Annotated in this window: 24 protein-coding genes and 2 pseudogenes; 18 read left to right on the forward strand and 8 right to left on the reverse strand. The window is 37.5% G+C overall.

Going from position 1 to position 24,203, the window contains the following annotated elements:
• Positions 1-121: 121 nt before the first annotated feature.
• Together F893_RS01990 and F893_RS01995 are read right to left on the reverse strand one after the other, a co-directional pair.
• Positions 122-1,777, reverse strand: a complete 1,656-nt coding sequence (locus F893_RS01990) for a phosphoethanolamine transferase family protein (protein WP_005249772.1) — start codon at positions 1,775-1,777, stop codon at positions 122-124.
• Positions 1,778-1,845: 68 nt separating this feature from the next.
• Complete coding sequence (locus F893_RS01995) at positions 1,846-2,325, reverse strand: pilin (RefSeq protein WP_415867345.1); 480 nt, start codon at positions 2,323-2,325, stop codon at positions 1,846-1,848.
• A 331-nt stretch (positions 2,326-2,656) separates the two neighbouring features.
• Here F893_RS01995 and F893_RS17815 point away from each other — a divergent pair.
• From F893_RS17815 to F893_RS02035, 9 genes and pseudogenes are all read left to right on the forward strand, one after another.
• Positions 2,657-2,932 (forward strand): annotated as a pseudogene (locus F893_RS17815) (transposase); the annotation flags it as partial.
• Between the two features lie 54 nt (positions 2,933-2,986).
• Positions 2,987-3,676 (forward strand): annotated as a pseudogene (locus F893_RS02000) (IS5 family transposase); the annotation flags it as partial.
• Positions 3,677-3,854: 178 nt separating this feature from the next.
• Positions 3,855-4,301 (forward strand): pilin, encoded by a 447-nt coding sequence (locus F893_RS02005; protein WP_005249776.1) that lies wholly within the window; start codon positions 3,855-3,857, stop codon positions 4,299-4,301.
• A 304-nt stretch (positions 4,302-4,605) separates the two neighbouring features.
• On the forward strand, positions 4,606-5,280 hold the full coding sequence (locus F893_RS02010; protein WP_155757258.1) for a pilin glycosylation ligase domain-containing protein: 675 nt from the start codon (positions 4,606-4,608) through the stop codon (positions 5,278-5,280).
• 52 nt (positions 5,281-5,332) lie between these two features.
• Positions 5,333-5,788 (forward strand): helix-turn-helix domain-containing protein, encoded by a 456-nt coding sequence (locus tag F893_RS02015; protein ID WP_004647755.1) that lies wholly within the window; start codon positions 5,333-5,335, stop codon positions 5,786-5,788.
• A gap of 16 nt (positions 5,789-5,804) precedes the next feature.
• Positions 5,805-6,344, forward strand: coding sequence for an IS630 family transposase (locus F893_RS02020; RefSeq protein WP_225554437.1), 540 nt, complete (start codon positions 5,805-5,807; stop codon positions 6,342-6,344).
• A gap of 324 nt (positions 6,345-6,668) precedes the next feature.
• Positions 6,669-7,637, forward strand: a complete 969-nt coding sequence (locus F893_RS02025; protein ID WP_081398964.1) for an IS30 family transposase — start codon at positions 6,669-6,671, stop codon at positions 7,635-7,637.
• A complete protein-coding gene (locus F893_RS02030) occupies positions 7,634-8,086 on the forward strand; it encodes a hypothetical protein (protein ID WP_005249778.1) in 453 nt (150 codons plus the stop codon). The genes F893_RS02025 and F893_RS02030 overlap by 4 nt, the downstream gene beginning before the upstream one ends.
• Positions 8,087-8,176: 90 nt before the next feature.
• Positions 8,177-9,811, forward strand: a complete 1,635-nt coding sequence (locus tag F893_RS02035) for a PglL family O-oligosaccharyltransferase (RefSeq protein WP_005249779.1) — start codon at positions 8,177-8,179, stop codon at positions 9,809-9,811.
• 49 nt (positions 9,812-9,860) lie between these two features.
• Here the strand turns inward: F893_RS02035 and bfr are convergent, their stop codons facing one another.
• A complete protein-coding gene (bfr, locus tag F893_RS02040; protein ID WP_005249782.1) occupies positions 9,861-10,325 on the reverse strand; it encodes a heteropolymeric bacterioferritin subunit Bfr in 465 nt (154 codons plus the stop codon).
• 231 nt (positions 10,326-10,556) lie between these two features.
• On the opposite strand from bfr, the gene F893_RS02045 reads away from it, so the two are divergent.
• Positions 10,557-11,618: an RNA-guided endonuclease InsQ/TnpB family protein gene (locus F893_RS02045; protein ID WP_005249784.1), complete on the forward strand. Its 1,062-nt coding sequence runs from the start codon at positions 10,557-10,559 to the stop codon at positions 11,616-11,618.
• Positions 11,619-11,780: 162 nt separating this feature from the next.
• Here the strand turns inward: F893_RS02045 and F893_RS02050 are convergent, their stop codons facing one another.
• The 5 genes from F893_RS02050 to gmk form a co-directional block, all read right to left on the reverse strand.
• Positions 11,781-11,975 (reverse strand): bacterioferritin-associated ferredoxin, encoded by a 195-nt coding sequence (locus F893_RS02050; protein WP_005249792.1) that lies wholly within the window; start codon positions 11,973-11,975, stop codon positions 11,781-11,783.
• Between the two features lie 220 nt (positions 11,976-12,195).
• On the reverse strand, positions 12,196-12,579 hold the full coding sequence (locus tag F893_RS02055; RefSeq protein ID WP_004644973.1) for a RidA family protein: 384 nt from the start codon (positions 12,577-12,579) through the stop codon (positions 12,196-12,198).
• Between the two features lie 75 nt (positions 12,580-12,654).
• Complete coding sequence (locus tag F893_RS02060; RefSeq protein ID WP_005249794.1) at positions 12,655-14,760, reverse strand: RelA/SpoT family protein; 2,106 nt, start codon at positions 14,758-14,760, stop codon at positions 12,655-12,657.
• A 214-nt stretch (positions 14,761-14,974) separates the two neighbouring features.
• Positions 14,975-15,256: a DNA-directed RNA polymerase subunit omega gene (gene rpoZ, locus F893_RS02065; protein WP_004281186.1), complete on the reverse strand. Its 282-nt coding sequence runs from the start codon at positions 15,254-15,256 to the stop codon at positions 14,975-14,977.
• A gap of 76 nt (positions 15,257-15,332) precedes the next feature.
• Positions 15,333-15,956 carry a guanylate kinase gene (gene gmk, locus F893_RS02070; protein WP_005249796.1) on the reverse strand — a complete coding sequence of 208 codons (624 nt, stop codon included), beginning with the start codon at positions 15,954-15,956 and terminating at the stop codon, positions 15,333-15,335.
• 133 nt (positions 15,957-16,089) lie between these two features.
• On the opposite strand from gmk, the gene ispH reads away from it, so the two are divergent.
• The 8 genes from ispH to F893_RS02110 all read left to right on the forward strand — a co-directional run bounded on the left by ispH (position 16,090) and on the right by F893_RS02110 (position 24,118).
• Positions 16,090-17,040 (forward strand): 4-hydroxy-3-methylbut-2-enyl diphosphate reductase, encoded by a 951-nt coding sequence (gene ispH, locus F893_RS02075; protein WP_005249798.1) that lies wholly within the window; start codon positions 16,090-16,092, stop codon positions 17,038-17,040.
• A gap of 162 nt (positions 17,041-17,202) precedes the next feature.
• A complete protein-coding gene (locus tag F893_RS02080; RefSeq protein WP_005001881.1) occupies positions 17,203-17,649 on the forward strand; it encodes a pilus assembly FimT family protein in 447 nt (148 codons plus the stop codon).
• 20 nt (positions 17,650-17,669) lie between these two features.
• Positions 17,670-18,149: a type IV pilus modification protein PilV gene (gene pilV, locus F893_RS02085; RefSeq protein ID WP_005249800.1), complete on the forward strand. Its 480-nt coding sequence runs from the start codon at positions 17,670-17,672 to the stop codon at positions 18,147-18,149.
• Entirely contained in the window at positions 18,149-19,018 is an 870-nt protein-coding gene (locus tag F893_RS02090; RefSeq protein WP_005249802.1) for a prepilin-type N-terminal cleavage/methylation domain-containing protein, read from the forward strand. Before pilV ends, F893_RS02090 begins: the two co-directional genes overlap by 1 nt.
• Complete coding sequence (locus F893_RS02095) at positions 19,015-19,788, forward strand: hypothetical protein (protein ID WP_005249804.1); 774 nt, start codon at positions 19,015-19,017, stop codon at positions 19,786-19,788. The genes F893_RS02090 and F893_RS02095 overlap by 4 nt, the downstream gene beginning before the upstream one ends.
• A 24-nt stretch (positions 19,789-19,812) precedes the next feature.
• The gene (locus tag F893_RS02100; RefSeq protein WP_005249806.1) at positions 19,813-23,262 is read left to right on the forward strand and encodes a pilus assembly protein; all 3,450 of its coding nucleotides are present in this window, start codon (positions 19,813-19,815) and stop codon (positions 23,260-23,262) included.
• On the forward strand, positions 23,262-23,690 hold the full coding sequence (locus F893_RS02105) for a type IV pilin protein (RefSeq protein ID WP_005249808.1): 429 nt from the start codon (positions 23,262-23,264) through the stop codon (positions 23,688-23,690). The genes F893_RS02100 and F893_RS02105 overlap by 1 nt, the downstream gene beginning before the upstream one ends.
• Positions 23,687-24,118, forward strand: a complete 432-nt coding sequence (locus F893_RS02110) for a type IV pilin protein (protein WP_005249810.1) — start codon at positions 23,687-23,689, stop codon at positions 24,116-24,118. Before F893_RS02105 ends, F893_RS02110 begins: the two co-directional genes overlap by 4 nt.
• Positions 24,119-24,203: the final 85 nt, after the last annotated feature.

Below are 24,203 nucleotides of genomic sequence, written 5' to 3' on the forward strand. Positions count from 1 at the left end.
AAATCAATACCAAAACCTGTAAATAGTAAGCGTTGCCAACAAATCTAATAAATCAAGGCACTAAACCCTGAAATAAAAAATATGGCAGCTAAACTTGAGAGCATCGTTTGCTGTGTTTGATTCATTTTATTTCCTTACACATACCTTCATATTTTGCCGTATCATAATTTTTACCTCCAAGAACCACTCTAGGATAATTCTGAAAGCGTTGTAATATACTTCTATCCTTACCATATTCTGGAATTGCTATATTCGCAGCATCTACCAATGTTGGAAATATTGCTGTCTGATTCAATTTTCGATCTTTATTTTCATTTAAGATCTTTACTTTATCGACATAATTTTTAAAAAACTGGTCTGAATACCATGCAAAACTGGCAATCTCAAAATTATATTTTGTTTCCAACCCATGACCACTTTTATCACAGCCATTATCAAATAAATCTTCACCATGATCTGATGTGTACAATAAAAAAGATGCTGTATTTTTCTGTCGTTTTAATATCTCAATAAACTCATTTAAAACATAATCTGTAAATACAAGTGAATTATCATAGCTATTTGTCAATTCAGCTTTATATTTTTTATCTTGTAAACTATATTTTGCTAAACTATTTAATGATGGTGTAAAAACATTAAACTCTTCTGGATAACGATGTAGATAGTTATAATGACTCCCTAACGTATGAATCACAATAAATTGTTTTTGCTCATTAGACTGAACAATTTTATCCAGAACTGGAATCAATACATCATCTTTTTCTCCTGCATCGGTATAATTTGCCTTATTCAAGAAAATAATTTGATCTGCTTCCTTAGCATATACTGAGGTACTGGTATCAAATGAACCAAACCGCTGCTGTGTAGATAACCAATAAGTTTTAAAACCAGCTTCTTTAAATGCCGAAATGACTGACTTTTCTGCAAAAGTAAATTTATAAACGTGTTCTGCTGGTTTTCGAGTCAGTATCATCGGAATAGAACTACGTGTTGCACTAGAAATGGATAACATATCTGAAAAATTCACTAAATTATTTTGCTGGCTTAATTTTGGATTAGTTGGTCTAGCATAGCCATTTAATTGCCAGTTTTTTCTACGGCTGGTTTCACCAATCACTAAAATATAAAGTTGTTTTTGCTTTGTCTTGATATGTTGCTGAGCAAAAAATTTAAAATTCTTATTTTGCTCAAAAGCACTATTAATTTTTCTTTGTTCTTTCATTAGGTCATAGACAGAAATAAAAAAACCTAAAGGATATGTTCTTTTAACCTCTTGAACAAAGAAATTCTTTTCATCGACTAGGAAATTATCTTGCTGACTCTCAAACGTTTGATCTATCTGGTTTGCAACTTCCGCATTAATCGTATATGAAAACACTACATATATACTTCCAGCAATAAGAAACCACCAACGACTACGGTGTCTCCAGACGAGAGGCTTTTTATAATGTCGATGTACACTATACGCACACCATATACACCATAAAATAAAGATAAAAATATATAAATAAATTTTATAACCAATAAAATGCCATGCTTCTTGAAAATCTGTTTCTAAAACAACACTAAGTACCTGTTCGTTAATAGAAACATGATAAATTGAAATATAATAAATATATAAAGGAATTAATATAAGTATAGGAAGCGTGATAAATAAATATTTTGTGGTTTTAGTGATTGATAAAATATAAATTAAAAAAAATACGCTTAAAAAGAAAAAATAAAAATTCCAATCTTTAAATAAAAAATATAAATCTGGTATGAGGAAAGCAAACATAAATATCTTTTTCTATAAAAACACCTCCCAAATTGAGAGGTGTTTTAATTAGTATATAAGACTACTAATTAGGTACCAGAACCAGAACCAGAACCAGAACCAGAACCAGAACCAGAACCAGTACAACCAGCTGGCTTATACTTTGCATCTACAGTTGTAGTACAAGACCAAACACCATTACCGTTACGTGACCATGTTAATGTCTTAGTGCGAACTGCAGTAGCAGCACTACCGCCAAATGTTGCTTCAATTTTCGCAGTACCTGCGTTAGTAAGTACATATTCTGCAGTTAAACCTGTTTGTAGCTTAGCTGTAGGAATCGCACCTAATAAGTTACTGTTTGTCCAACCAATTTCACAATCAGCTTCCGCAACACCTTCCATCATACATGTTTCAATAGCTGTTTTAACTGCACCAGTTTCAGACATTACACGGCTCACTTGAGATTTAGCAATGTAGTTTTGGTATTGCGGAATCGCAATCGCAGCCAAAATACCGATAATAGCGACGACAATCATAAGTTCGATGAGCGTAAAGCCTTTCTGGATTGTATTCATAACATTCTCCACAAATGTTGTTAATTTAGTTATAAGCTTTGTAAGCTAATTGTTTAATCTGCACAAAGTGTGCCAATGTATATTATCTAATTATTTCTTGATAAATCAATAGATTATTTAAGAGATTAAAAGTTTTAGATAATACATAAGTAAATTTATGTAACTAAGTGACAAAAAGTGTCAATTTTTGTTCTTTAAGTTGCGCCATATCGTTTCTTTTATTTTTAGGGGGGGGATTACCTATCCGCTCTGATTTTAAATATAAATCGGCTTTGTTGCACAAACCTATCATTAAAGGCTTCTTCAGCAATATAATTTCCGAATGAATAAGCCTACACCTAAAATCTATCGTACAACGAATTGGTCCTCTTATAATCGTGCCTTAATCAATCGAGGAAATATTTCGATTTGGTTTGATCCTGGCACTCAATGGTATGCCCAGCCAAAAGGCAAACAAGGATGAAATCAAACTTATTCCGATACAGCCATTCAATGCTGTCTTATGATCAGATCTCTATTTCGACTCTCTTTACGTATGGCAACCAGTTTTGTTCAAAGCCTCATTAAACTTTGCGGGTTAGATTGGACAGCTTTGGATGGCTTTGTTGCACAAACTTCTGTCCAAAGGCTTATTCAGCAATATAATTCCTAGATGAATAAGCCCACACCTAAAATCTATCGTACTTCTAACTGGAAAGCATACAACCAAGCTTTAATCAATCGAGGAAATATCTCGATCTGGTTTGATGAAAATACCCAATGGTATGCACCACCACAAGGCAAACAAGGACGAGATCAAACATATTCTGATACCGCCATTCAATGTTGTTTGATGATTAAGTCCTTATTTAGACTCTCTTTGCGTATGGTCAAAGGCTTTGTTCAAAGCCTCATTAAACTTTGTGGTTTGAATTGGACGGCACCCGATTACTCAACTCTTTGCAGAAGACAAAAGCATATCGATATTTCAATTCGCTATCAAAAAAGTCGTCATGGATTACATCTACTCGTCGACTCTACGGGGTTAAAATTTTTAGGTGAAGGCGAATGGAAGCGTAAGAAACATCAGCCTGAATATCGTCGCCAATGGCGTAAACTCCACATTGGGATAGATGCTGAAACCCTGCAAATACGCGCTGTTCAGCTGACTACGAATAATGTCAGTGATTCACAAGTACTGGATGATTTACTTGATCAGATCCCTGAAGATGAGCGAATTGATTCGGTCTATACGGATGGGGCTTATGATACAAAACGATGTAGACAAGTGATTGCCGATCGGCAGGCTCATGCGGTAATTCCAGCCAGAAAAAATGCCAAGCCCTGGAAAGATTCTAAAATCATGCGGACTTAAACACGTTTTTAATACATTTAGCATTTTTGAGGATATGGACAAACTTGAAAAATTTGTCGTTATAAAAGTATGTCCATATGGACAAAATATAAAATAGGATAAAATTATAGAATTCAATAATTTGGGGCGTGTCCATATAAAGTGACTTATGGATTGGACAGCATTAATGATCGTTGTTGCAATTATCGGTATTCTTGCTGCAATCGCGATTCCGGCTTATCAAAACTATGTTGCAAAATCTCAAGTTTCAGTAGGTTTGGCTGATATTAGCGGCGGTAAAACAAATACTGAATTAAGTCTTTCAGAAGGTCTTGTGGGGGATATCAATACAGCCGGTGGTGTTGGATTGCCTAACAAAACAGCTGCATGTTCAAGCATTACTGTTGATATTAAAAAAGCTACAGGGGTGGCTAAAATTAAGTGTAATCTTCAAGGATCTTCACGTATTTCTGGTAAGTTTATTCAATGGGTGCGTACTGCAGACTCTGATGCTGTAAAGGCAGACCCTAGCGATGCGAATACTAAAGATATTGCAGAGTCAATAGGTTCATGGACATGTGAAACTAACGTGGCTGCAAATTTAGCGCCTAAGTCTTGTGTTCAAGCTTCTTAATATTAAATCTATGTGATTTTATATTTGTAATGAAAAATAAACGCATCAATTTGATGCGTTTATTTTTTAAATATATTAATTCATTTATAAAAGTAATATTTACTTGAATAAATTTTATAAAATAGTCAAATAATATTTTTTAAAAGTTAAAGGTATAAATTTTAAAAATACTTTAGTGTTTTTATCTTTGATTATTTTATGGTAGAAGGTTTGATATAATGAGACTATATTTAACAATTATTTATTTGGGTATTAAGTCTTACTTAAAATATTATTTATTATATTTTGTTGGTTTTTTTTAGCTTTGTCTTGGCTTTCAGTTAATCATTATAATCCATGGGTGGTTTTTTATAACGAATATTATGCTGTAATTGCACTAATCATAAGTATGTTTTTTTTTATAAATAAAAGCTTAAAAATTCCAAAAATTATTATTCCAATTATTTTTCTATCTTTTGTACCCGTAATTCATTTTTTTATTGGTAAAGTGTTTTATTTTAGCATCGGTTTTATGGGTTTTATCTATGTTAGCTGTTTTTGGTTGGCAATTATATTAGGTTTTAATCTATGTAATAGTATTTTTGATCGTGTAAAAATTTTTTATTATTTTAGTTGTTTATTGGTGTTTGTTGGTTTCGTAACCGGGTGTATTGCTATATTTCAGTGGTTAAACTTAGAAGATTATATACCTTGGATCAGAGATATAAATGGAAAGCAAAGACCTTATGGTAATTTTGCTCAACCCAACAATATGTCAACATTTTTAATTATGTCATTAATGGCATGTTTGTATATTTACGAAATTAAAAAAACAAATATAAGACTCATAATAATTTCTGCAATCATAATTTTGATAGGAATTACTTTAAGTCAATCGAGAACAGCTTGGCTTGTATCAGTTTTTATTTTTATTTATTTATCAATTTATCAGTATAAAGATATTGTCACATTAAAATGGCATTACAGTATAGTAAGTTGACAAAAATAACTAATGATGCGAAAAGGTTTTTTTAGTTAACAGATGTTCACACATGCCTAGAATTGTTTCTGTACCACTTAGTTTAGAACAGCGAGAACGACTCATTTTTCTGGTCAAGCATGCAAAACATTGGCGTGAAAGGCAACGTGCCCAAACTATTCTCTGGCTTTCCGAAGGTAAAAGCGTTGCGGAAGTTGCCACTCTACAAGAACGTATCCCAGAAACCATAAGGCTACAACGCCGACGTTGGGAATTGTATGAGTTTGAATCGATTAAAGAAGGTCATCGCTCAGGTCGACCCAATACATTGATCTCAGACTATCAGGCGAAAATCCTAGATTGGGTCAATACAAGTCCACTCAATGCAGAACAAATCCGAGTCAAACTACATGAAGAATACGAAGTGTCCGTGTCTGTTGAAACCATTCGTAAGTTTTTACGGGATTCAGGTATGGTCTTCAAGCGTACCCGTCATAGCTTGAAAAAAAAGAGATCCGATTGCATTTGAACAAGCAACACAGCAGATTGAAGAATTACGAGAGCAAGCGGCACGTGGTGAAATTATATTAGGTTATGTTGATGAAACAGGATTTTCATCTACACCTGATAACCGCTATGCGTGGACAAAGATAGGTGATGTTCATGCGGTTGATGCAATAAGATTAAAACGAGTTAATGTCATGGGGTGTTTGCTTTCAACGGGGAAACTGGTGACTAGTTGTTTACAAGAGTCAGTGACAAGCACTTGGTTTTATGCCTATTTAACTGGAATAGCTCAACAAGTAAAACAGACATATAACCTTCCATTGGTTCTTATTGTTGATAATGCCTCGATTCATAGAAGTAAAAAGATGGCTGATTACAGAGAGCTACTTAAAACTAACTTTTCGACGAATCTGTATTTTATTCCAGCTTATAGCCCTGAGTTAAATCGAATCGAGATGGTATGGAAGCAGATGAAATATTATTGGCGAGATTTTCAAGTCATGACAGCTGACAAAATAGAGCAATGGGTGGAGAAAGTATCAAACCAATTCGGAAAAGAATACATGTTTACTTTTTAATGACAACTTATGGTTTATTTTATTTATTTTATTTATTTTTAATCTGCCTTTAATTAGTCAGGCTGTTTTATATTTTACAGATCTACAAATAGTACAAAACCGTGATGTAATAATTAGAGCCACATCTGATCTATCACGGCTAGGTATTTGGAAGCATTTAATATATGCAATAGATAAAGAACCTTGGTGGGGACATGGTTGGAACCAAACAAGGGCAGAGTAAAACTTGAAGTGCGACATAAACCACCTAATTAATTTAAAGGGTTTATGGAGTATATAAAATTGTCATACCATCATCTTAACTTTGAAGATCGTACTGCATTAATGCTTGAGTCAAGAAAAGAAGGCTTTTCAGCCAGAAAATTTGCTGAACTCATTAAAAGACATCCTAGTACGATCTATCGTGAGCTTAAAAGAAATAGCATCAATGACGTTTATCAAGCTCAATATGCTTCTGATAACACCTTCGCTAGACGTAGACGTGGTCACAGAAAACTCAAAATCGATTCAATCCTCTGGAAATTTATTGTTGAAGCGATCCGTTGTTTATGGTCTCCTCAGCAAATAGCAAAGCGTTTAAAGACATTTCCTGATTTGGATCAAACAATGAATGTAAGCCATACAACGATTTATTCAACGATACGAGCATTACCAAAGGGTGAGTTGAAAAAAGACTTATTATCCTGTCTGCGTCATGAAAATAAAAAGCGAAAAGCTAACGGTGAACCTAAAAAAGATTCTATATTACAGGATATTAAAACTATTCATGAGCGCCCAGCCGAAGTTCAAGAAAGAAAAATACCGGGTCATTGGGAAGCTGATTTAATTAAAGGTAAAGACAATAAAAGTTCGATAGCAACACTTATTGAACGAAATACACGGCTCTGTATCTTGGCAACATTACCTGATGCAAAGGCAGAATCAGTGCGCAAGGCTTTAACTGAAGCTCTGAAATATTTACCTGCAGAACTGCGTAAAACGTTGACCTATGACCGTGGACGCGAGATGGCAGAACATAAAATACTTGAAGAAGATTTAGGCATAGATGTATATTTCTGTGACCCACATTCACCCTGGCAAAAAGGCACATGCGAAAATATGAATGGTTTAATTAGGCAATATTTACCTAAAGGGATTGATTTAAATCAGGCAGATCAGCATTATTTAAATCAAGTTGCCATGTCACTGAATACTCGTCCTAGAAAAGCGTTAGATTGGCTTACACCATTAGAGAAATTTGCTCAGCTTGTTGATTATCATAAGACTTTTCAAACTGTCGCACCTCATGTTTGAATTCGCCGATCCTAGCTCAAAAAAAAGAACTGTCTGTTTTTATTTTAAGCAGTCATTTTTGTAATATCCTACTTATATTTAGCATTTTGGTTTTAATTGTAGTTTATCGTGATTATGAGATTGCGAGAGCTAAAATGTTGGAAAGTATTTTATACCAAAAGCAGTCTCAAAAAATCCAAATTGAATCCCCTATTTTTTTATTAACAGAGTTTAATCATCGCATAGCTTGGATTCGTATGAATCCCTACAGTATAAAATCATTAGAGGAAATTAAAACTATTGATCAGCTCATTAATAGTTATCCCATTGAGTATAATCTTAAAAAATATGCCAAATTATTGGCTTTTAATGGATATGAAAAAGAAGCCAGGCATCAACTTTGGCGATTAAAAGTTATATGGAAAACAGATTTGAGTTATGAGGTTTTGATTGAGGATATGCCAAGATAAATTAATCTATAATTTTTTAAGTAAAAATATAGATTTCTTAGTTAGAATTTTTTTATATATCATATAGTATCTGCACTCATTGACATCACCATGAAATTCACGCTCGCCCTCATCGCAGCAATCCTGATCTCCTTGGCATGGCTCATGCCCATCCACTATCGGCCGTGGGTGACCTATACCGGTGAGCTATACGCATTTTTTGCACTATTCGCCTTGGCTGCAATTCGCTTAAAAGAAAAAGTAAGAATTCCAACACTGAGTCTACCGCTATTGCTTCTTGCCAGTGTGCCTTTTATCCAGTTACTCGCAGGGCAGGTGTTTTTCTTTAGTACTGCCATAATGGGCTTTATTTTCGCCTTTAGCTTTTGGCTGGCAGGTGTGTTGGGTTATAACCTTTCAACAGCAAACTATAACCGGGAAGAAACTTTCACTAATCTGAGCTATGTGTTTTTGGCTTCAGGAACGATTACAGGCTTAATTGCTGTATGTCAGTGGACGAATCTGGATTCAATAGTGCCAGGCATGGTGAATATTAGTGGTAATCAGCGTCCTTATGCCAACTTTGCCCAGCCGAATAATATGGCAACTTTTTTAGTCATGGCATTGATGAGCTGCCTTTATCTGTACGAAAAGAAAAAAATCCAGACCAAGTGGCTATTTTCATGTGCGGCAATCATCGTGGTTGGCGTAGCTTTAAGCCAGTCCCGTACTGCATGGGTGGCTGCGATCGCGATCATGTTGTATCTGGCGTTCTATCAATATAAAGGCATTATTCGCCTGAAATGGTATTACAGTATTGCTTGGTTCCTCTTCTTTATTTCCTGTATTGTGGCTTTTCCATTACTCAGTCAGTTGGCTGCACAGGCAATGGATACGGACGTCATACAAAGCAGGGATGTGGTAGCGCGTGCCACCGGCGATATGTCACGCCTCGCAATCTGGCAGCAAATGCTGGCAGCCATTCAGGCGCAGCCATGGTTTGGCTATGGTTGGTATCAGACCAGTGTGGCTTTTGTCTCGATTAGTGATACCGTGCAAGGCCCGGTCTGGGTTCGTAGTGCACATAATTTTATTCTGGACTTTTTGCTCTGGAATGGACTGATCATCGGTCTGCCTTTCTTGGCATACTTTGGTTATTTGGGCTATCAGTTACAACGTTGGGTGAATACGCCAGAATCTGTCATCGGAATTTTGATGATTGGGGCTTTTTTGACACATGCCATGTTTGAGTTTCCACAGCATTATGCCTATTTCCTGTTGCCAGTAGGTTTTATTCTGGGTGCGGTTCTGGCACAAAGTCCAAAAATTAAAAAAGTGGTTATGCCATCAATTGGTATGAAATTCATTTTTGCTGTTGGGTTACTTCTATTAATTGTGATTTATCGCGATTATGATGTTGCAGTACCAAAACTCGGGCAAAGTATTCGTTATGAAAAACAGCCGGAAAAAATCACCAATGAAAAACCAATTTATCTACTGACTGAGTTTAATCATCGTATTGCCTGGATTCGTCTGAATCCTTATAGCAAAGCGTCTGCTGAACAGATTCAGGAAGGTGAACAAATGGTCTTGAGTTATCCGACTAAATATAACCTGATCAAATATGCCAAACTTTTAACTTTTAATGGATATGAGGCAGAAGCCAAGCACCAGCTGCAACGCTTAAAGACTATTCAGAAAACTGAAATGAGTTATGAAGAACTAATGCAGGATGTACCTCGTTAAATACAAAAAAGCCAGCAGATGCTGGCTTTTTCTGGGCTTAACTTTAAGTTTAGAGCTGACTTTGAATATAGTTTTCGATGCCAATGCTTTCGATCAGATCAATCTGTGTCGTGGTCCAGTCTAGATAGTTTTCTTCTTTCTCTGAGATTTCCTGAACCAGATCACGCGTCACATAATCCATTTGGATTTCAGCTAATGCCACTGCTTTCTGGATGGCTTCAATATTCTCTTTGACTTTGCGCACATCACAATGCAGCACTTCTTGAGTATGCTGACCGATATACAGTTTGCCCAGATTTTGTAAATTTGGCAGACCTTCCAAAAATAAAATACGTTCAATAATTTTATCGGCATGTTTCATCTGAACAATGGATTCTTTATATTCTGCCGAGCCCAGTTTTTCAATGCCCCAGTCATTAAACATGCGCGAATGCAGGAAATACTGGTTAATGGCAGTTAAGTGGTGATACAACACCTGATTGAGCTGATTAATCACATCACGATTGCCTTTCATCGCATAACTCCATTTGGACCTGTTTTATCTTTCTAAGAAAGCGCTCTAATCCTGATAGTAAAGCAAGTCAGGGGCAAATGGCGAGTAATTTATCAAATCAAACGTAAAACCTCGTTTTCAAGGCAGGGATATAAATGAGTGACCTAAGCCATACGACATGAAATGTCGTTTCAAATTAACATTTTTAACTTTGGATATTCTATTGGTTATTTTCATTGATAAAATAATCACATGAAAACACTTAAATTACGCATTAAAGATAAACATTCTAAGATATTAGAGCAATTAGCATCTGAAGTGAATTTCGTCTGGAATTATGTCAATGATTTAAGCTTTAAACACCTTAAAAGAAAAGGTGAATTTCTCAGTGCTTACGATATTGCTGAATATACGAAAGGTACATCTAGGCTTTGTGGGTTACATAGTCAAACCATTCAGGCTGTTACCGAAAAATTAGTCATACGCAGAAAGCAATTCAAGAAGACCAAACTAAAATGGCGGGTCAGTCATAAGAAATCAGCCAGAAGATCACTAGGTTGGATACCCTTTAAGAAAGTAGCAATCAAGTATGCTGATGGCCATATCCAGTATGGCAAGTATCAGTTTAAAATATGGGATAGCTATGGACTGTCAAATTACAGTATCAAGACTGGTTCGTTTGTCGAGGATGCGCGTGGCCGCTGGTATGTCTGCTTAGTTGTGAATAGCCCTAAAATTGAGAAATCGACTGCGACTAATTTGATTGGGATTGATCTGGGCTTAAAGGATATAGCCACTTGTTCGGATGGTACGATAATTTCAAATCCCAAGTTCTACCGTCAATATGAACAGAAATTAGGGATTGCTCAACGAGCTAAAAATAGAAAACGTGTCCGTGCATTACACGCCAAGATTGCAAACTGTCGTAAAGACCATTTGCACAAAGCAAGTACGATGCTTATAAAGAAAAATGCACTAATTGTTGTAGGCGATCTGAGTGCGAAAAAACTGGTGAAAACCAAGATGGCCAAGTCTGTTTTGGATACTGGATTTTCAGCATTCAAGACCATGCTCAAGTATAAATGCGAGAACGCAGGAGTATGGTTTGAAGAAGTTAATGAAAGTTTCACAACCCAAATGTGTTCGTGCTGTGGTGAGGTCACTGCAAGCAGTCCTAAAGGTAGAGCAGATTTGCGAATAAGAGTATGGGAATGTGAAAACTGTTCAAGTGTTCTGGATCGGGACTTGAATAGTGCTAAGAACATACTTGCGCTTGGGCATAAGCGTCTCGCAGGAGGAATCAGCTCTATTTAGAGAGGTGAGGATGTCAAGGAACAGCAAATGAAAATCGACATCGAATCGATTCAGACTCAGATGAATGGCAATAAAAACCCGCCAGAGTCAAAGGCGGGGGAGGAGTAATGACCAAAGATCATTGTTTTTTCATTATGCTTATAGGGAGAAATCTTTCTAAATTTATGCTGCAACGGCCAGCCGTGCTGCAATTTGTGAAACTTCATCACTGATGATCATGCGGGCTTCAGGTGCACAACGACCACAACAAGTACCTAGATCTAACAGATCGCGAACGTCACGATAACTTTCAGCGCCATTTGCAATAGCATCTTTAATGTCTTGATCTGTAATGCCACGGCATAGACAAACGTACATAGGACACAACCACAGTGATTAAATAAGATAAGTAATATTATTGATAATTGTTATCGTTTGTCAATAAAAATCATTTGAAATAGCTTTTATCATGATTGATGATTTAGATAAAAAATCACCACCTGAGCGGAAATCCAAGTACTGCTCGGATTTCCACACAAAAGTGATTCGTGATTTAGAATGAGATATTGCAGGGTGGGGACTGAGTGATTTTTATAACTTATTGATTAATGATGACAATGCCATCCATCTCAACTAAAGCATCTTTAGGCAGGCTTGCGACACCTAAAGCGGCACGTGCTGGATAGGGTTGGGCAAAATACTCACCCATAATTTGATTGACCAGTTGAAAGTGAGATAAATCGGTCAGGAAAATATTCAGTTTGGCAATATCTGCCAAAGAACCACCAGCGGCTTCACAGACTGCTTTTAAATTATCAAACACCCGGCGAATTTGAGCTTCAATGCCTTCAACCAGTTCCATACTATAAGGATCCAGGCCAATTTGACCTGATAGATATAAGGTATCACCCACTAAAATGGCTTGCGAATAAGTACCAATCGCAGCAGGGGCATTTTCAGTATGGATTACTTGGCGGGACATTAATTTCTCCTTTTATCATCGACATACATCATATTCGATCAATTCGGCCGATAAAAGCACTATCGTTTTAAATGATCAACTCGCTTTAGAGGCTTCACTGAAAACGACGGGCTGAGCTAGACGGATAATTCGTGGGAAACCGAAATACATGCGTAAATCCCGGATAATCTGTGCAATCTGTTTACGGTTATGCACCACGATATTGACATAGGTTTTGTCATCCTGAGTACGTACCATTTCTACCCCGGAATGCGCTTTACGGCATTGGTAAATCAGGTCGGAAATCTGCTCGTCATTCATATCCAGGTCAATGCTAAGATAGGCAGTAAAGCTGATATCTTCCAGATCATCCGAGGTCCACTGTAACAGCATGATATTTTCTGGATGCTGATGCTGTTCATGCAGCAGGTTGTGACAGCGTGCACGATGCACAATTAAACCGCGACGGGTCAAATGACCCTGAATCGGATCACCCAGCACAGGATTACAGCAATGTGCATATTTGACATCGACACCTTCCGTTCCCTGAATCAGACGGTCTGAGCTGGCAATATTCTGATGTTGATCTTGGGCAAATAAATGGTTGGCCACCAGTTGCGGTAATAAATCACCGACTGCAATCTGTTCAAACAGCTGTTCCTTGCTGGAAACATGGCGCCATTCCAAGAGGTTTTTCCAGTCTGCTTCAGTCAGATCGCGAATCGAACGATGAAACAGTTTTAGTGCACGATTGAGTGCCTGTTGTCCGACCAGACGCTGCTCGTCTGGATCCTGATCGCGCAGAATATTCTGAATAGCACGACGAGCTTTCTGGGTATTAATAAAACTGAGCCAATCCGGATTCGGGGTGGCGAGGACATCAGTAATGATTTCGACTACCTGACCACTGACTAAAGGAGTCGACAGTGGTTTGGTTTCATTATTAATTTTTGCACCAACTGCATGGTTGCCAAGGAATAAACTCGCCGCATAAGCAAAGTCGACCGCCGTGGCACCTTGTGGCAATTCATGTAAATGGCCGTGCGGGGTATAGACCCAGATTTTTTCTTGGTGCAGATAGTCCAGTAATTCACTGAAAGTAGTTTTGGCACATTCACCATCGACCAGAACATTGAGATTCTGCATCGAGGCCTGAATCGCAGAGCGGCAGGCCTGCGGGGCACTTTCACCGAGCACGACGCCAAAACGTGCTGCTTTACGCATGAGTTCGGTTTGAATGGTCAAAGACAAAGTGGTCTTTTCGCCTTTCAGACGCATCATCAAGGACTGGTTGCCTCCCGGTAATGGGCGGCGGATATGATCTTCATAACTCTGGATTTTAAAACTTTGCGTCAGAATTTCTGCCAGTCGGTCACAGTCCGCGATGCTCTGTAAAATAATTTCAAATGCATGGCTGTGCGTCAATTCCTGCAGATCGATGTCATTTTTAACAAAGTGGCGCAGTAGCTCAATATTGTTATTTTTCTTCTTAATCCGGCCTTGAATGGCATTCTGTTGCAGCAGTTCGGTCAGGTTTTTTTCCCATTTGGCCTGATATTCACAGCGTTTGGGCTTGGTTTCCAGTAGAGCGGCCTGTACATTGTTATACATGTCCAGATCTAGATTCTGATAACAAAGATGTTCCAGGTTATCGGCCATTTCATTCATGCCGACAATACGTGCCATTGGAACAAAGATTTCAAAGGTTTCGCGGGCAATACGCGCGCGTTTGTCAGGGCGCAGTGCATCCAAAGTGGTCATGTTGTGATAACGGTCGGCCAGTTTCACGATAATGACACGTGGATCTTGTAGAGTCGCTTGCAGGATTTTCCGGAAAGAAGCCGCTTTATTATATTCTTTATCACTGGAATGGCTCAGTTTGGTGACACCATCGACCAGTTCTGCGACGGTAAAACCAAAAATCTTGCTAATATCATCTTTGTTAAATTCGGTATCTTCAATCACATCGTGCAGCAGGGCGGCCATTAAGGTTTCAGTGTCCAGACGCATATGCGCCAAGATACAGCTGACCGCAATCGGATGCAGAATATAAGGTTCACCACTTTTACGCACAATCCCGTCATGTGCCATATCTGCATAATCACAGGCCGCAAGCACACGTTCGACATCGCTTTCATTTAAATACGCATCGATAATGATCTCTAACTGCTGCTTGGCTTGACTGACCTGTGGGCCTGGCATAAAACACCTTTTCAACTGAATTTTTTACAAATAAAACCTGAAAGCACTTTAGAAATGTGAATTTCCTGGCTTGATGGTTTTTTGCTGCTACAGAGCAGAAAACCAATACAAACTTGATAGCTAACCCTTATGTTATAACCGTTCTGGCATAAATATAAAAGTCACATAACAAAAAAAGCCTAGTTTAGAACTAGGCTTTTTGAGTGACGATCTCTTATTGGAAAGAAAAACCGTCTAAGTTTAGATTATTTGCAGAAAGTGCAAGATCCAAGCTTGATGTTTGATAGTCTTGATCACGTTGTTTCAAAATGTCTTTTGATACATGACCTGAAGCGATTTCACGTAAAGCCACAACAGTCGGTTTGTCATTGTCCCATTCTACAGTTGGTTCAATACCTTGACGTGCCAATTGACGCGCGCGCTTGCTTGCCACTAGTACAAGCTCAAAGCGGTTGTCTACATGGTCTAAACAATCTTCAACGGTGACGCGTGCCATAAGAATTCTCGTTTGAATAATAAATTTTAACAGACTGCACAGTATAAAAGGCTTTGTCTATAGACTCAAGTTTTAATCACTGCTCAGTCGGCGTTATCAGTTTCTGAATCAGTTTTTCATGACGATTGGCCTGTTGCGACAAGGTCAAGCGGTTGGCGATAATCACCGCTTCAAGGTCATGCAGTGCTTTATTAAAGTCGTCATTAATAATGATATAGTCAAAGTTGCTATATTGTTGCATATCTTCTACCGCGCAGCTCAGACGATGCTCAATCACATCAACTGCGTCAGTACCACGGTTAGACAGGCGTTCACGCAAGTCGAACTGGCTTGGTGGTAAGATAAAAATTTGTTTAGATTCAGGAAAAAGTCGACGAACCTGTTGCGCACCTTGCCAGTCAATTTCCAGTAATACATCATGGCCTTTGGCCAGTTGCTCTTTAACTGTGGCTTGCGCAGTACCGTAGTAATTACCAAATACTTCAGCGTATTCGATAAAACCACCTTCATTGACCAGATTTAAAAAATCTTCTTTATTGGAGAAATGATAGTGTACGCCATCGAGTTCGCCAGGTCGTTGACCGCGTGTGGTGTGTGACACAGAAACGTGAAGATTGTTGACACGCTCAAGTAGGGCTTTAACAAGGGATGTTTTGCCTGTTCCAGACGCTGCAGAAACGACAAACAAGAGACCCGACATGATATTTTTCCTGATATGATAAAATATCTTCTCTATTTTAGAGTAGAGCGGCTTTAAACTAAATAGTTGTCAGTCGATTGTTTACATTTATTTCAATTGAACCGCTAAAAATGGTGTAAGTATTGAGGATTCTATGGAAATTGTTTTAGCCAATCCGCGTGGTTTTTGTGCTGGTGTAGATCGTGCCATTGCGATCGTGAACCGTGCCCTAGAATGCTTTAACCCACCGATTTATGTGCGGCATGAAGTGGTGCATAACAAATTTGTTGTCGATGATCTACGTCAGCGTGGTGCAATTTTTGTCGATGAACTCGACGAAGTTCCTGACGATAATATCGTGATTTTTAGCGCACATGGTGTTTCGAAAGCGGTACAACAAGAAGCCGAACGTCGTGGTCTGAAGGTTTTTGATGCGACTTGTCCCTTAGTGACTAAGGTGCATATTGAAGTGACCAAATATGCCCGTGAAGGTGTAGAAGCGATCCTGATTGGTCATGAGGGCCATCCCGAAGTTGAAGGCACCATGGGGCAATATGACAAAAAAAATGGTGGTGAGATTTATCTGGTCGAAGATGAAGAAGATGTCGCCGCTTTAACGGTACGCAATCCTGAAAAAGTCGCTTTTGTCACGCAAACAACTTTATCAATTGACGATACGGCGAAAGTAATTGATGCTCTTCGCCAGAAATTCCCGCTGATTCAAGGCCCACGTAAAGATGATATTTGCTACGCCACACAAAACCGCCAGGATGCAGTGCGCGATCTGGCTGAACGTTGTGATGTAGTCTTAGTTGTGGGTTCACCAAATTCATCTAACTCAAACCGTTTGCGTGAACTGGCTGAACGTATGGGTAAGGCAGCTTATCTGGTCGATAATGCCGATGAGCTCAAACAGGAATGGTTTGCAGAAAATATCCAGATTGGGGTAACAGCAGGCGCGTCAGCACCGGAAATTCTGATTAAACAAGTCATTCAGCGTTTACAGGATTGGGGTGCACAGGCACCACAAGAGCTGGATGGACGGGAAGAGAATATTACATTCAGTTTACCGAAAGAGTTACGGATTCCAGTAACGCAAGCCTAGAGTGTTAACTACTTAACATTTCGTTTCTTATTTAAAAATAAGCAGATAACTGGGAAATGACAGTTATCTGTTTTTTTATGCCTTTTATCTACTCTGTGTAGGTTTTGTAAAATTTATAGATATTATTTTTAATAGGGGAAAGTTTTAGAGCTGGGGAAGAGTGTGCAAAAGAATAAAGGTTTTACGTTAATTGAGCTCATGGTGACGATTGCAGTGTTGGCGATTATTGTAATGATGGCAGCTCCTTCATTTCAATCTTTAATTCAAAACAATGAATTAAAGGAAGGGGTGGATAAGATTCTTTTTTCTTTAAATGATGCAAAAAATAATGCACGTCTGACTCGACAGGTTTCTGTATTGAAATTAGATAGTTCCTATAGTGTTCCAGCAACCGCAAAAATTTTCGATTTAAGTACTGGCTTAGGAACAAATTTAGAATTGCAAAACAATAATGTAAAAGCAATTTATTTTTTAGCGAATGGGCAGGTTCAAACTGAAAATGCAGTGTACCCAGTTTGTATAAGTGTAAAGCACAGTAAAAGTTTAAAAATTGAATCTATAACTATAACCCAGTTGGGATTAATTACTAGAGCTTTGAAAACATGCTAATGAGAAGATAAGAGAAAAATATGAAATATCAAAAAGGTGTCGGTTTGATGGAAGTCATAGTCGCAATGCTCTTATTGGGAGTTGCTGTTTTAGGTTTTGCATTGTTACAGTACAAATCTTTGGGGATGGGAGAGCAGGCTTTACGTAAAATAGAGGCAGTTAATATTGCTCGAAACTTAAGTGAGCGTATGTATTTTAATAGGTCAGGTACGTATAAAGGTGTGAGTTCGACAGACACAACCAAGTGCTTAAATGCGTATTGTACTGCGAATGATTTTGCACTCAAAGATATTGCAGATGTAACTCAACTGGCAAAAAACAAGAATATGACTATAGCCATACTTTCCTGTCCAGATACAAAAAATTTGAGAAATTGTATATATGTAGCATGGGATGAAACCAAAGCATCTCAAAGTAATAGTGATGCTGCAGCCTGTACCGAAGCAGATAAATTTAAATATAAGTCAGGTGCCCGTTGTGTTGTAGTGGAGGCATTCTAATGAAAATCAAAATTAAGGGGTTTACCCTTGTTGAGTTAATGGTTGCTTTAGCGCTTGGATTGATTATTGTTGCTGCTGCTATACAGCTTTTAATTAGTGGGCAGTCTACGCTTTCATATCAAAAAGCAATGGAAAATGTGCAAGATAATGCAAATTTTGGCATGAACTATATTACAGCTGATATTCGTCAGACCAATTTAGATTTGGGTGGGCGAATAATGAAAAATAGTAAATTATCTGGTTTGATTGTTAAAAAAGAGAATTACCCTTCAGCAATGACAACTACTGATTTAGCATTAAGTTCTACATCAACTGGAGATAGTTTAGCCAATATAAAAAGTGACGTTTTAGTGATTCAGTATAAACCAGCACAGCTTAATGGTTTTGATTGTGAAGGTAAGAAAGTTACTTCAGCAACAACGGTGGTTGTACAAAAATATTTTATTCGAAAAGATGAAAAAAGTAAAAACGATTATGTTCTCGCTTGTGCGGCAGGGCATTATGACTCTAGTGCAGTAACCCCTACCTTGACTGATTTAACCAGTAGTAGTACCGGTCAGGTTGTTTTACAGCGAGTAGACCAATTTAAAGTGCTTGTTGGTGTTGTGAATGCTTCAAACCAAATGAGTTACCTCACTCTAAAACAATTTGCAGATGCTGCAACTACTATTAGGCCGGTTACGTTACAACTAGGTGTGCTTATACGCTCTGTTGATAATTCGGGTGAAAATACTGTTATTCCCGCATCTTATACCTTATTAAATAACTCTTATACAGTAAGTAATCCTACAGGCGTTACTGGAAAATTTTTAAGAGTTCCTTTGGAGCAAACTGTTGCCATGCGTAATGCAATAGGAGATGCGCAATGAGTTTAAAGACAAACACGCAGATGGGCTCAACGTTGATCGTAGTGCTGTTTATACTGATTGTAATCACCATCATTGGTGCAATGGCAGTAAAGGCGGGATGGTTTGGACTTAAAGTGGCAACTAATAGTCAAGCTATTCAAATTTTAAATCAGAATACTGATGCAGTTTTTATTCCTATTGAAGATAAAGCCAAACTCGAAACCTATTTACTCGGAACAAATTTGTTTGGTTATCCAAAAATGGATGCAAATCGAAATAAAGAATTGGTTTTCTGTTACAAGGGGTCGGAAAAAGACTTTTTTTCCTTGCGTAGAGCTGGTCTTGCTTATATTGATAATTCTTCAAAATTACAAACATCGAATTTAGGAACGCTTGATAGTTTTTGTAAATATGAGGATGGCTTCTTTAGCAGTGGCCGTTCTGCTGCTTTGACGCAGATTTCAGTGCGTGTTGGTACGTCTACTATTAAGCCTGTGTTGCCTTTTAGTGGTGTGCCAGAAGGTACTGATGCTGAAGGAGCAAAAATTGATGAGCCAAAAACACTCGTAGTGACTGCGATCTCAGTTATGCCTGTTTTAAGTAGTGCTTCTGCGAAAGAGATAAATGCATGTTTAAAAAGAGCGAGTTATATCGATCCAAGTATTACAGATATTAGTACCGATGACAAAGTCACTGTATCTGAGTGTTTGCATAAGTTAAATGTACCGTTTACTACTCAGATTTCTGAATATAGTTTGGGGCAATTTCTCAAAAAATCAGGTTCGACCTGAGGTTAGGATTAGTTAGAGGTTTTTATGAACGAGATTAAACAGATTCCAAGCCATTGGATGCGTTTTAAAGTGTCGACTTTAGCTGCATCTATAACTTCGTTGATTTTGGTAGGGTTGGCTGTACAAATTCAGGCAAGTGATATTGATATTTATCAAGCAGGGGGGACAGGAACAACTAAAATTTATCTAATGCTAGATGTTTCTGGAAGTATGGGTAATATGTCCCTTGCGACTGATTATGCCTATGAATATAATAGATTTTTTGACTATCATTATGATAGTGCTAATATTTGTGTTCCAGAAAATTTACCTGATAATTTGACGACTTCAGGATATGTCTATGCAAAAAAAGGGAATGATGTCTATTGTCAAGTAAATCTAAGTAAATATAAAGTCAAAAATGATACTGCATATAAAAATAAAATTAAAGAAACATGTAGTGCAACATCGGATTCAAATATATTCAACTGCTATACGCGAATTACAAATTTAAGAAAAGGCTTAATTGATGTAATTGCTGACTCAACGATTGGTAAAGATATTCAGTTTGGATTGGGGACTTATTCAGGTAATTCAATTTCGAATAAAACAGATTTTATTGCTATGGATCCTGATACATCGAATAAAGCAACTCTTATCAGGTATGTACAAGAAATTACTGCTGGTGGTGGAACACCGATTGCAACAGCATATAACACTGCTGGGAAAAAGTTTACAAGCCAATCTAGTAGTTCTAATACCAGTGAAGCATGTACTGGGAATGGGCTTTACTTTTTAACTGATGGTGAGCCTCAAGGTGATAATGATTATAATATTGATTATAACGGAATCAATAAAGTAACGACAAATACATTAGGAAGTTCCCAAACAGCTTATTGGGGAAAAATTGGAAACTATGCTCAGTCACTACTGAAAAGCAACTATAAAGTAAAAACAGCAACTGTTGGTTTTGGGGGAGGATATTATTTAACACCAGCTCAAAAATTACAGGCAAATATTACAATAGGGACAAAAAAATATTTTGATTGCACTTTCGTTGATACGAGTAACTCTGATCATCGAAATTATTGTCAATGGGGGGCAAAATCAATTCCGAATAGAGCAGATGTTGGTGGTTTTGGTGAAGGTGGTTTTTATACAGCACAATCTTCAGCAGATTTGGTTGAAAGTTTAAAATCATTTATTACTGAAACAACTGTCCCTATTGAGGGTTCAACTATTGGTAGTAGTACTATTCCTGTAGATGCGTTAAATACCAATCAGTTACAACCTTTTGCTTATTTCCCTATGTTTAAACCACTCATTGCGACACAAGATCAGTTGTGGGTGGGGAATCTCAAAAAGTACAATGTCATCAGTGGTACTTTGTATGATGTCACCAATAAATTGGTGTATAAAAACGCAACGGATTTTAATACTGGTCTGAAAGACTATTGGTTTAATAGTTCAGCTGTACATCCAGATGAAGTAATCAGCTACGGTGGTAATTTGAGTCAGCTTTTGGGTACGCAATTACCTAAATTAGATGGATCAAACTTAGTTTTAAAAAGAAAAGTATTTATAAATGACGGTAGTTCGGCAGGTGATTTGAAATCTGCAGAAAGTATTCTTAAATCAGAAACTTTGGCTGAGCGAGAGTACTTATATGGTTTATTGGGATATTCAAAACTCACAGAAGCCGATTTAACGGCGTTAAAACAAAAATCTTATACAGAGCAATTAACCTATTTAAAAACTAAAGATGCATCAAAAGGTTACCAACTAGGTTCTATTATTCATTCCTCACCTATTTTACTCACACAAAAAGGTGCAATTGTTGCAGATACGGGATCATTAGGGTCAGTAGATCGTGATGACTATGTGCTTTTTGGTACAACACAAGGTGTTCTGCATGTGGTTAAATCGGGAACACAAAATGCCCAAGTAATAAATGGTAGTGGAATCGCTTCGGGGAGTGGTGAAGAAGTGTTTTCATTTGTTCCTAAAGAAATGTTGGCTAAACAAAAAAAGGGCTTTTTTGAGTCAATGGCTGTAGAGAAGGCATCAGATAATAATGATAATTTTTATTATGGAATAGATGGTCCTTGGAGTGCACATACCGTTTATGAGCCTAATTTTTATGATGTTAAAGTTGGTGATAAAGTTGTTGAACGTGATGGCTTGCAAGTAAAAGCAGACGGGAAAAATAGTCATCAATATGTATATGGTGGCTTACGTATGGGAGGACGTAGCTATTACGCTTTAAACCTTTCTGATATGTCTAAGCCAAAATTAATGTTCCATATTGATCCAGATAGTGCAACAAGCGGAGCATTGTCCTATATGGGGCAAAGTTGGTCTAAGCCAACAGTTGCTTATATCAAATGGAATGGTCAGCGCAAACTCGCTATGATTGTGGGTGGTGGCTATGATATGAAATATGAAGATCCTACTTTTACTAATTCATCTCCTGGGAATGTAAAAGGAAACGGGATTTATATTTTTGATGCAGAAAATGGAAAGTTGCTCTGGTGGGGCAGTAGTAATGCTGAAAATAAAGATGGAACAGCAACAGGTGGGGTTGAAACGAAAATTGATAGCATGGTTAATAGTATTCCATCAAGAGTAAAAACAGTAGACCGAGATGGTGATGGTTTAGTTGATCATCTTTATGTCGGTGACTTGGGAGGTAAGGTGTTCCGAGTAGATTTGAATCCAAGCCACAAAGCAAATGATGTAGATAATAAGTTCGTGCTTAATGCTTTTGAGTTTGCCGATGCAAAAGAAGCTGGTAAAAATCCCCCACGTTTTTATGAGGCACCGACATTTACCATTCATACAGATAATCTAGCTAAAAAATATGCAGTCATTTCGATGGCGTCAGGAGACCGAAGTAGTCCTTTGAAATCTGACAGTTCTGCGCAAGATATGATTTTGGGGTTCTATGATTATGATGTAACTAAAACTACACCTGCAAAAGGCACAACAGTCAAATTAACAAATATGAATGAAATTTATAAGGCTGGTGCAGCGACTGATAAAACAGCTGGCTGGTATTATCGATTACCTATCATAACAGCTACTAGTGGGGGATCATATCAAACAAGGGGATTATCCGAAGGCGTCGCTCTAGATGGTGATTTATACTATTCAATTTTTGACCCAAGTAAAACCAACAATGGCAGTAATGGAAGTAGTACCAGTTGTTCTGGCGGTATTGTTGGAGTAAGTACGGCAGTCAAATTATGTTTGCCATCTGGTAAGTGTGGAACGGACACAAAAATTACAAATGTAGGTGACTTAGGTGGAGGGATTATTGGTCTAAATGTTGGACCTGGCTCTACCCAAGGTTCTCGAAAATTAATTTTTAATAAACCTCCAACAATATGTATTGGTTCAGACTGTACACAAAATTCAATTACAGAGTATCAAACTACAAATAAGTTATTACCAACCCGTTGGTATGATATGACGCCATATGTAGGAGCGAAGTAATGGCTAAAGGGTTTACATTAATTGAATTAATGTTGGCTGTTATTATTATTGCGATTTTAGCAGCCGTTGCGCTACCAAGTTACCAACATTATGTACGTAAAAATAATGAAAAAATTGCTGAACAAAAATTGCAAGATATTGCACTTAAGCTTGAAAATGAACGGAGTACAAACTTTAGTTATAAAAATTTTATATTAGATTCTGAAGATAAAACTACACCGAAAGGCAAGGTAGGAACAGATATTAAATATAATATTGTTATTGATACTTCAATTTTTCAAAAATGGACATTAGTAGCGTGTGTCAATAAAGATTTAAAAGATGCTGCTAAATACAATAACTTTGCGTTGAATAGTGAGGGAACTTCATGCCGATGGAAAGAAACAGATACATGTACGGTGCCTGCAAGTTGTAAGGTGTCATCATGATTAAAAATGGCTTTACATTAATTGAGTTAATGATTGTAGTTGTAATCATAGGCATCTTAGCTGCAATTGCTTATCCAAATTATATAGAATACTCAAAAAGGACAAAAAGAGTTGAAGCACAAACACTTATGCAAGAGATGGCTCAAAAGTTAACGGCTTACAAAATTGCAAATGGTTCTTTCAAAAATATTGGAACTTCCGGATTAGTCAATTCTACAATACCGACAACCGGAGCAAGTAATTATAATCTTTCAATTACAGATATTGACGGCGTAGCCTATTCTGCAACGACAAAAAATGGTTCATGGCGTTTAACTGCGACACCAATAAATGGAATGCTAAATACTGGTGTGTTAACACTGGACTCTCAAGGAAAACAGTGTTGGTATAAGGATGCTCTGGTCTGCTCGCCATGGGACGGCAAATAACTCCAAATCCAAAATTGTAGCCAAACACTTTTTGATCTTTCATTCAGGGCAAAGTTCAAGTAAAATACTGCCCTCTATGAAAGGG

Origin of the sequence: Acinetobacter sp. CIP 102136, from assembly GCF_000369685.1 — a bacterium.
In the GTDB taxonomy this organism is placed as follows: Bacteria; Pseudomonadota; Gammaproteobacteria; order Pseudomonadales; family Moraxellaceae; genus Acinetobacter; species Acinetobacter fasciculus.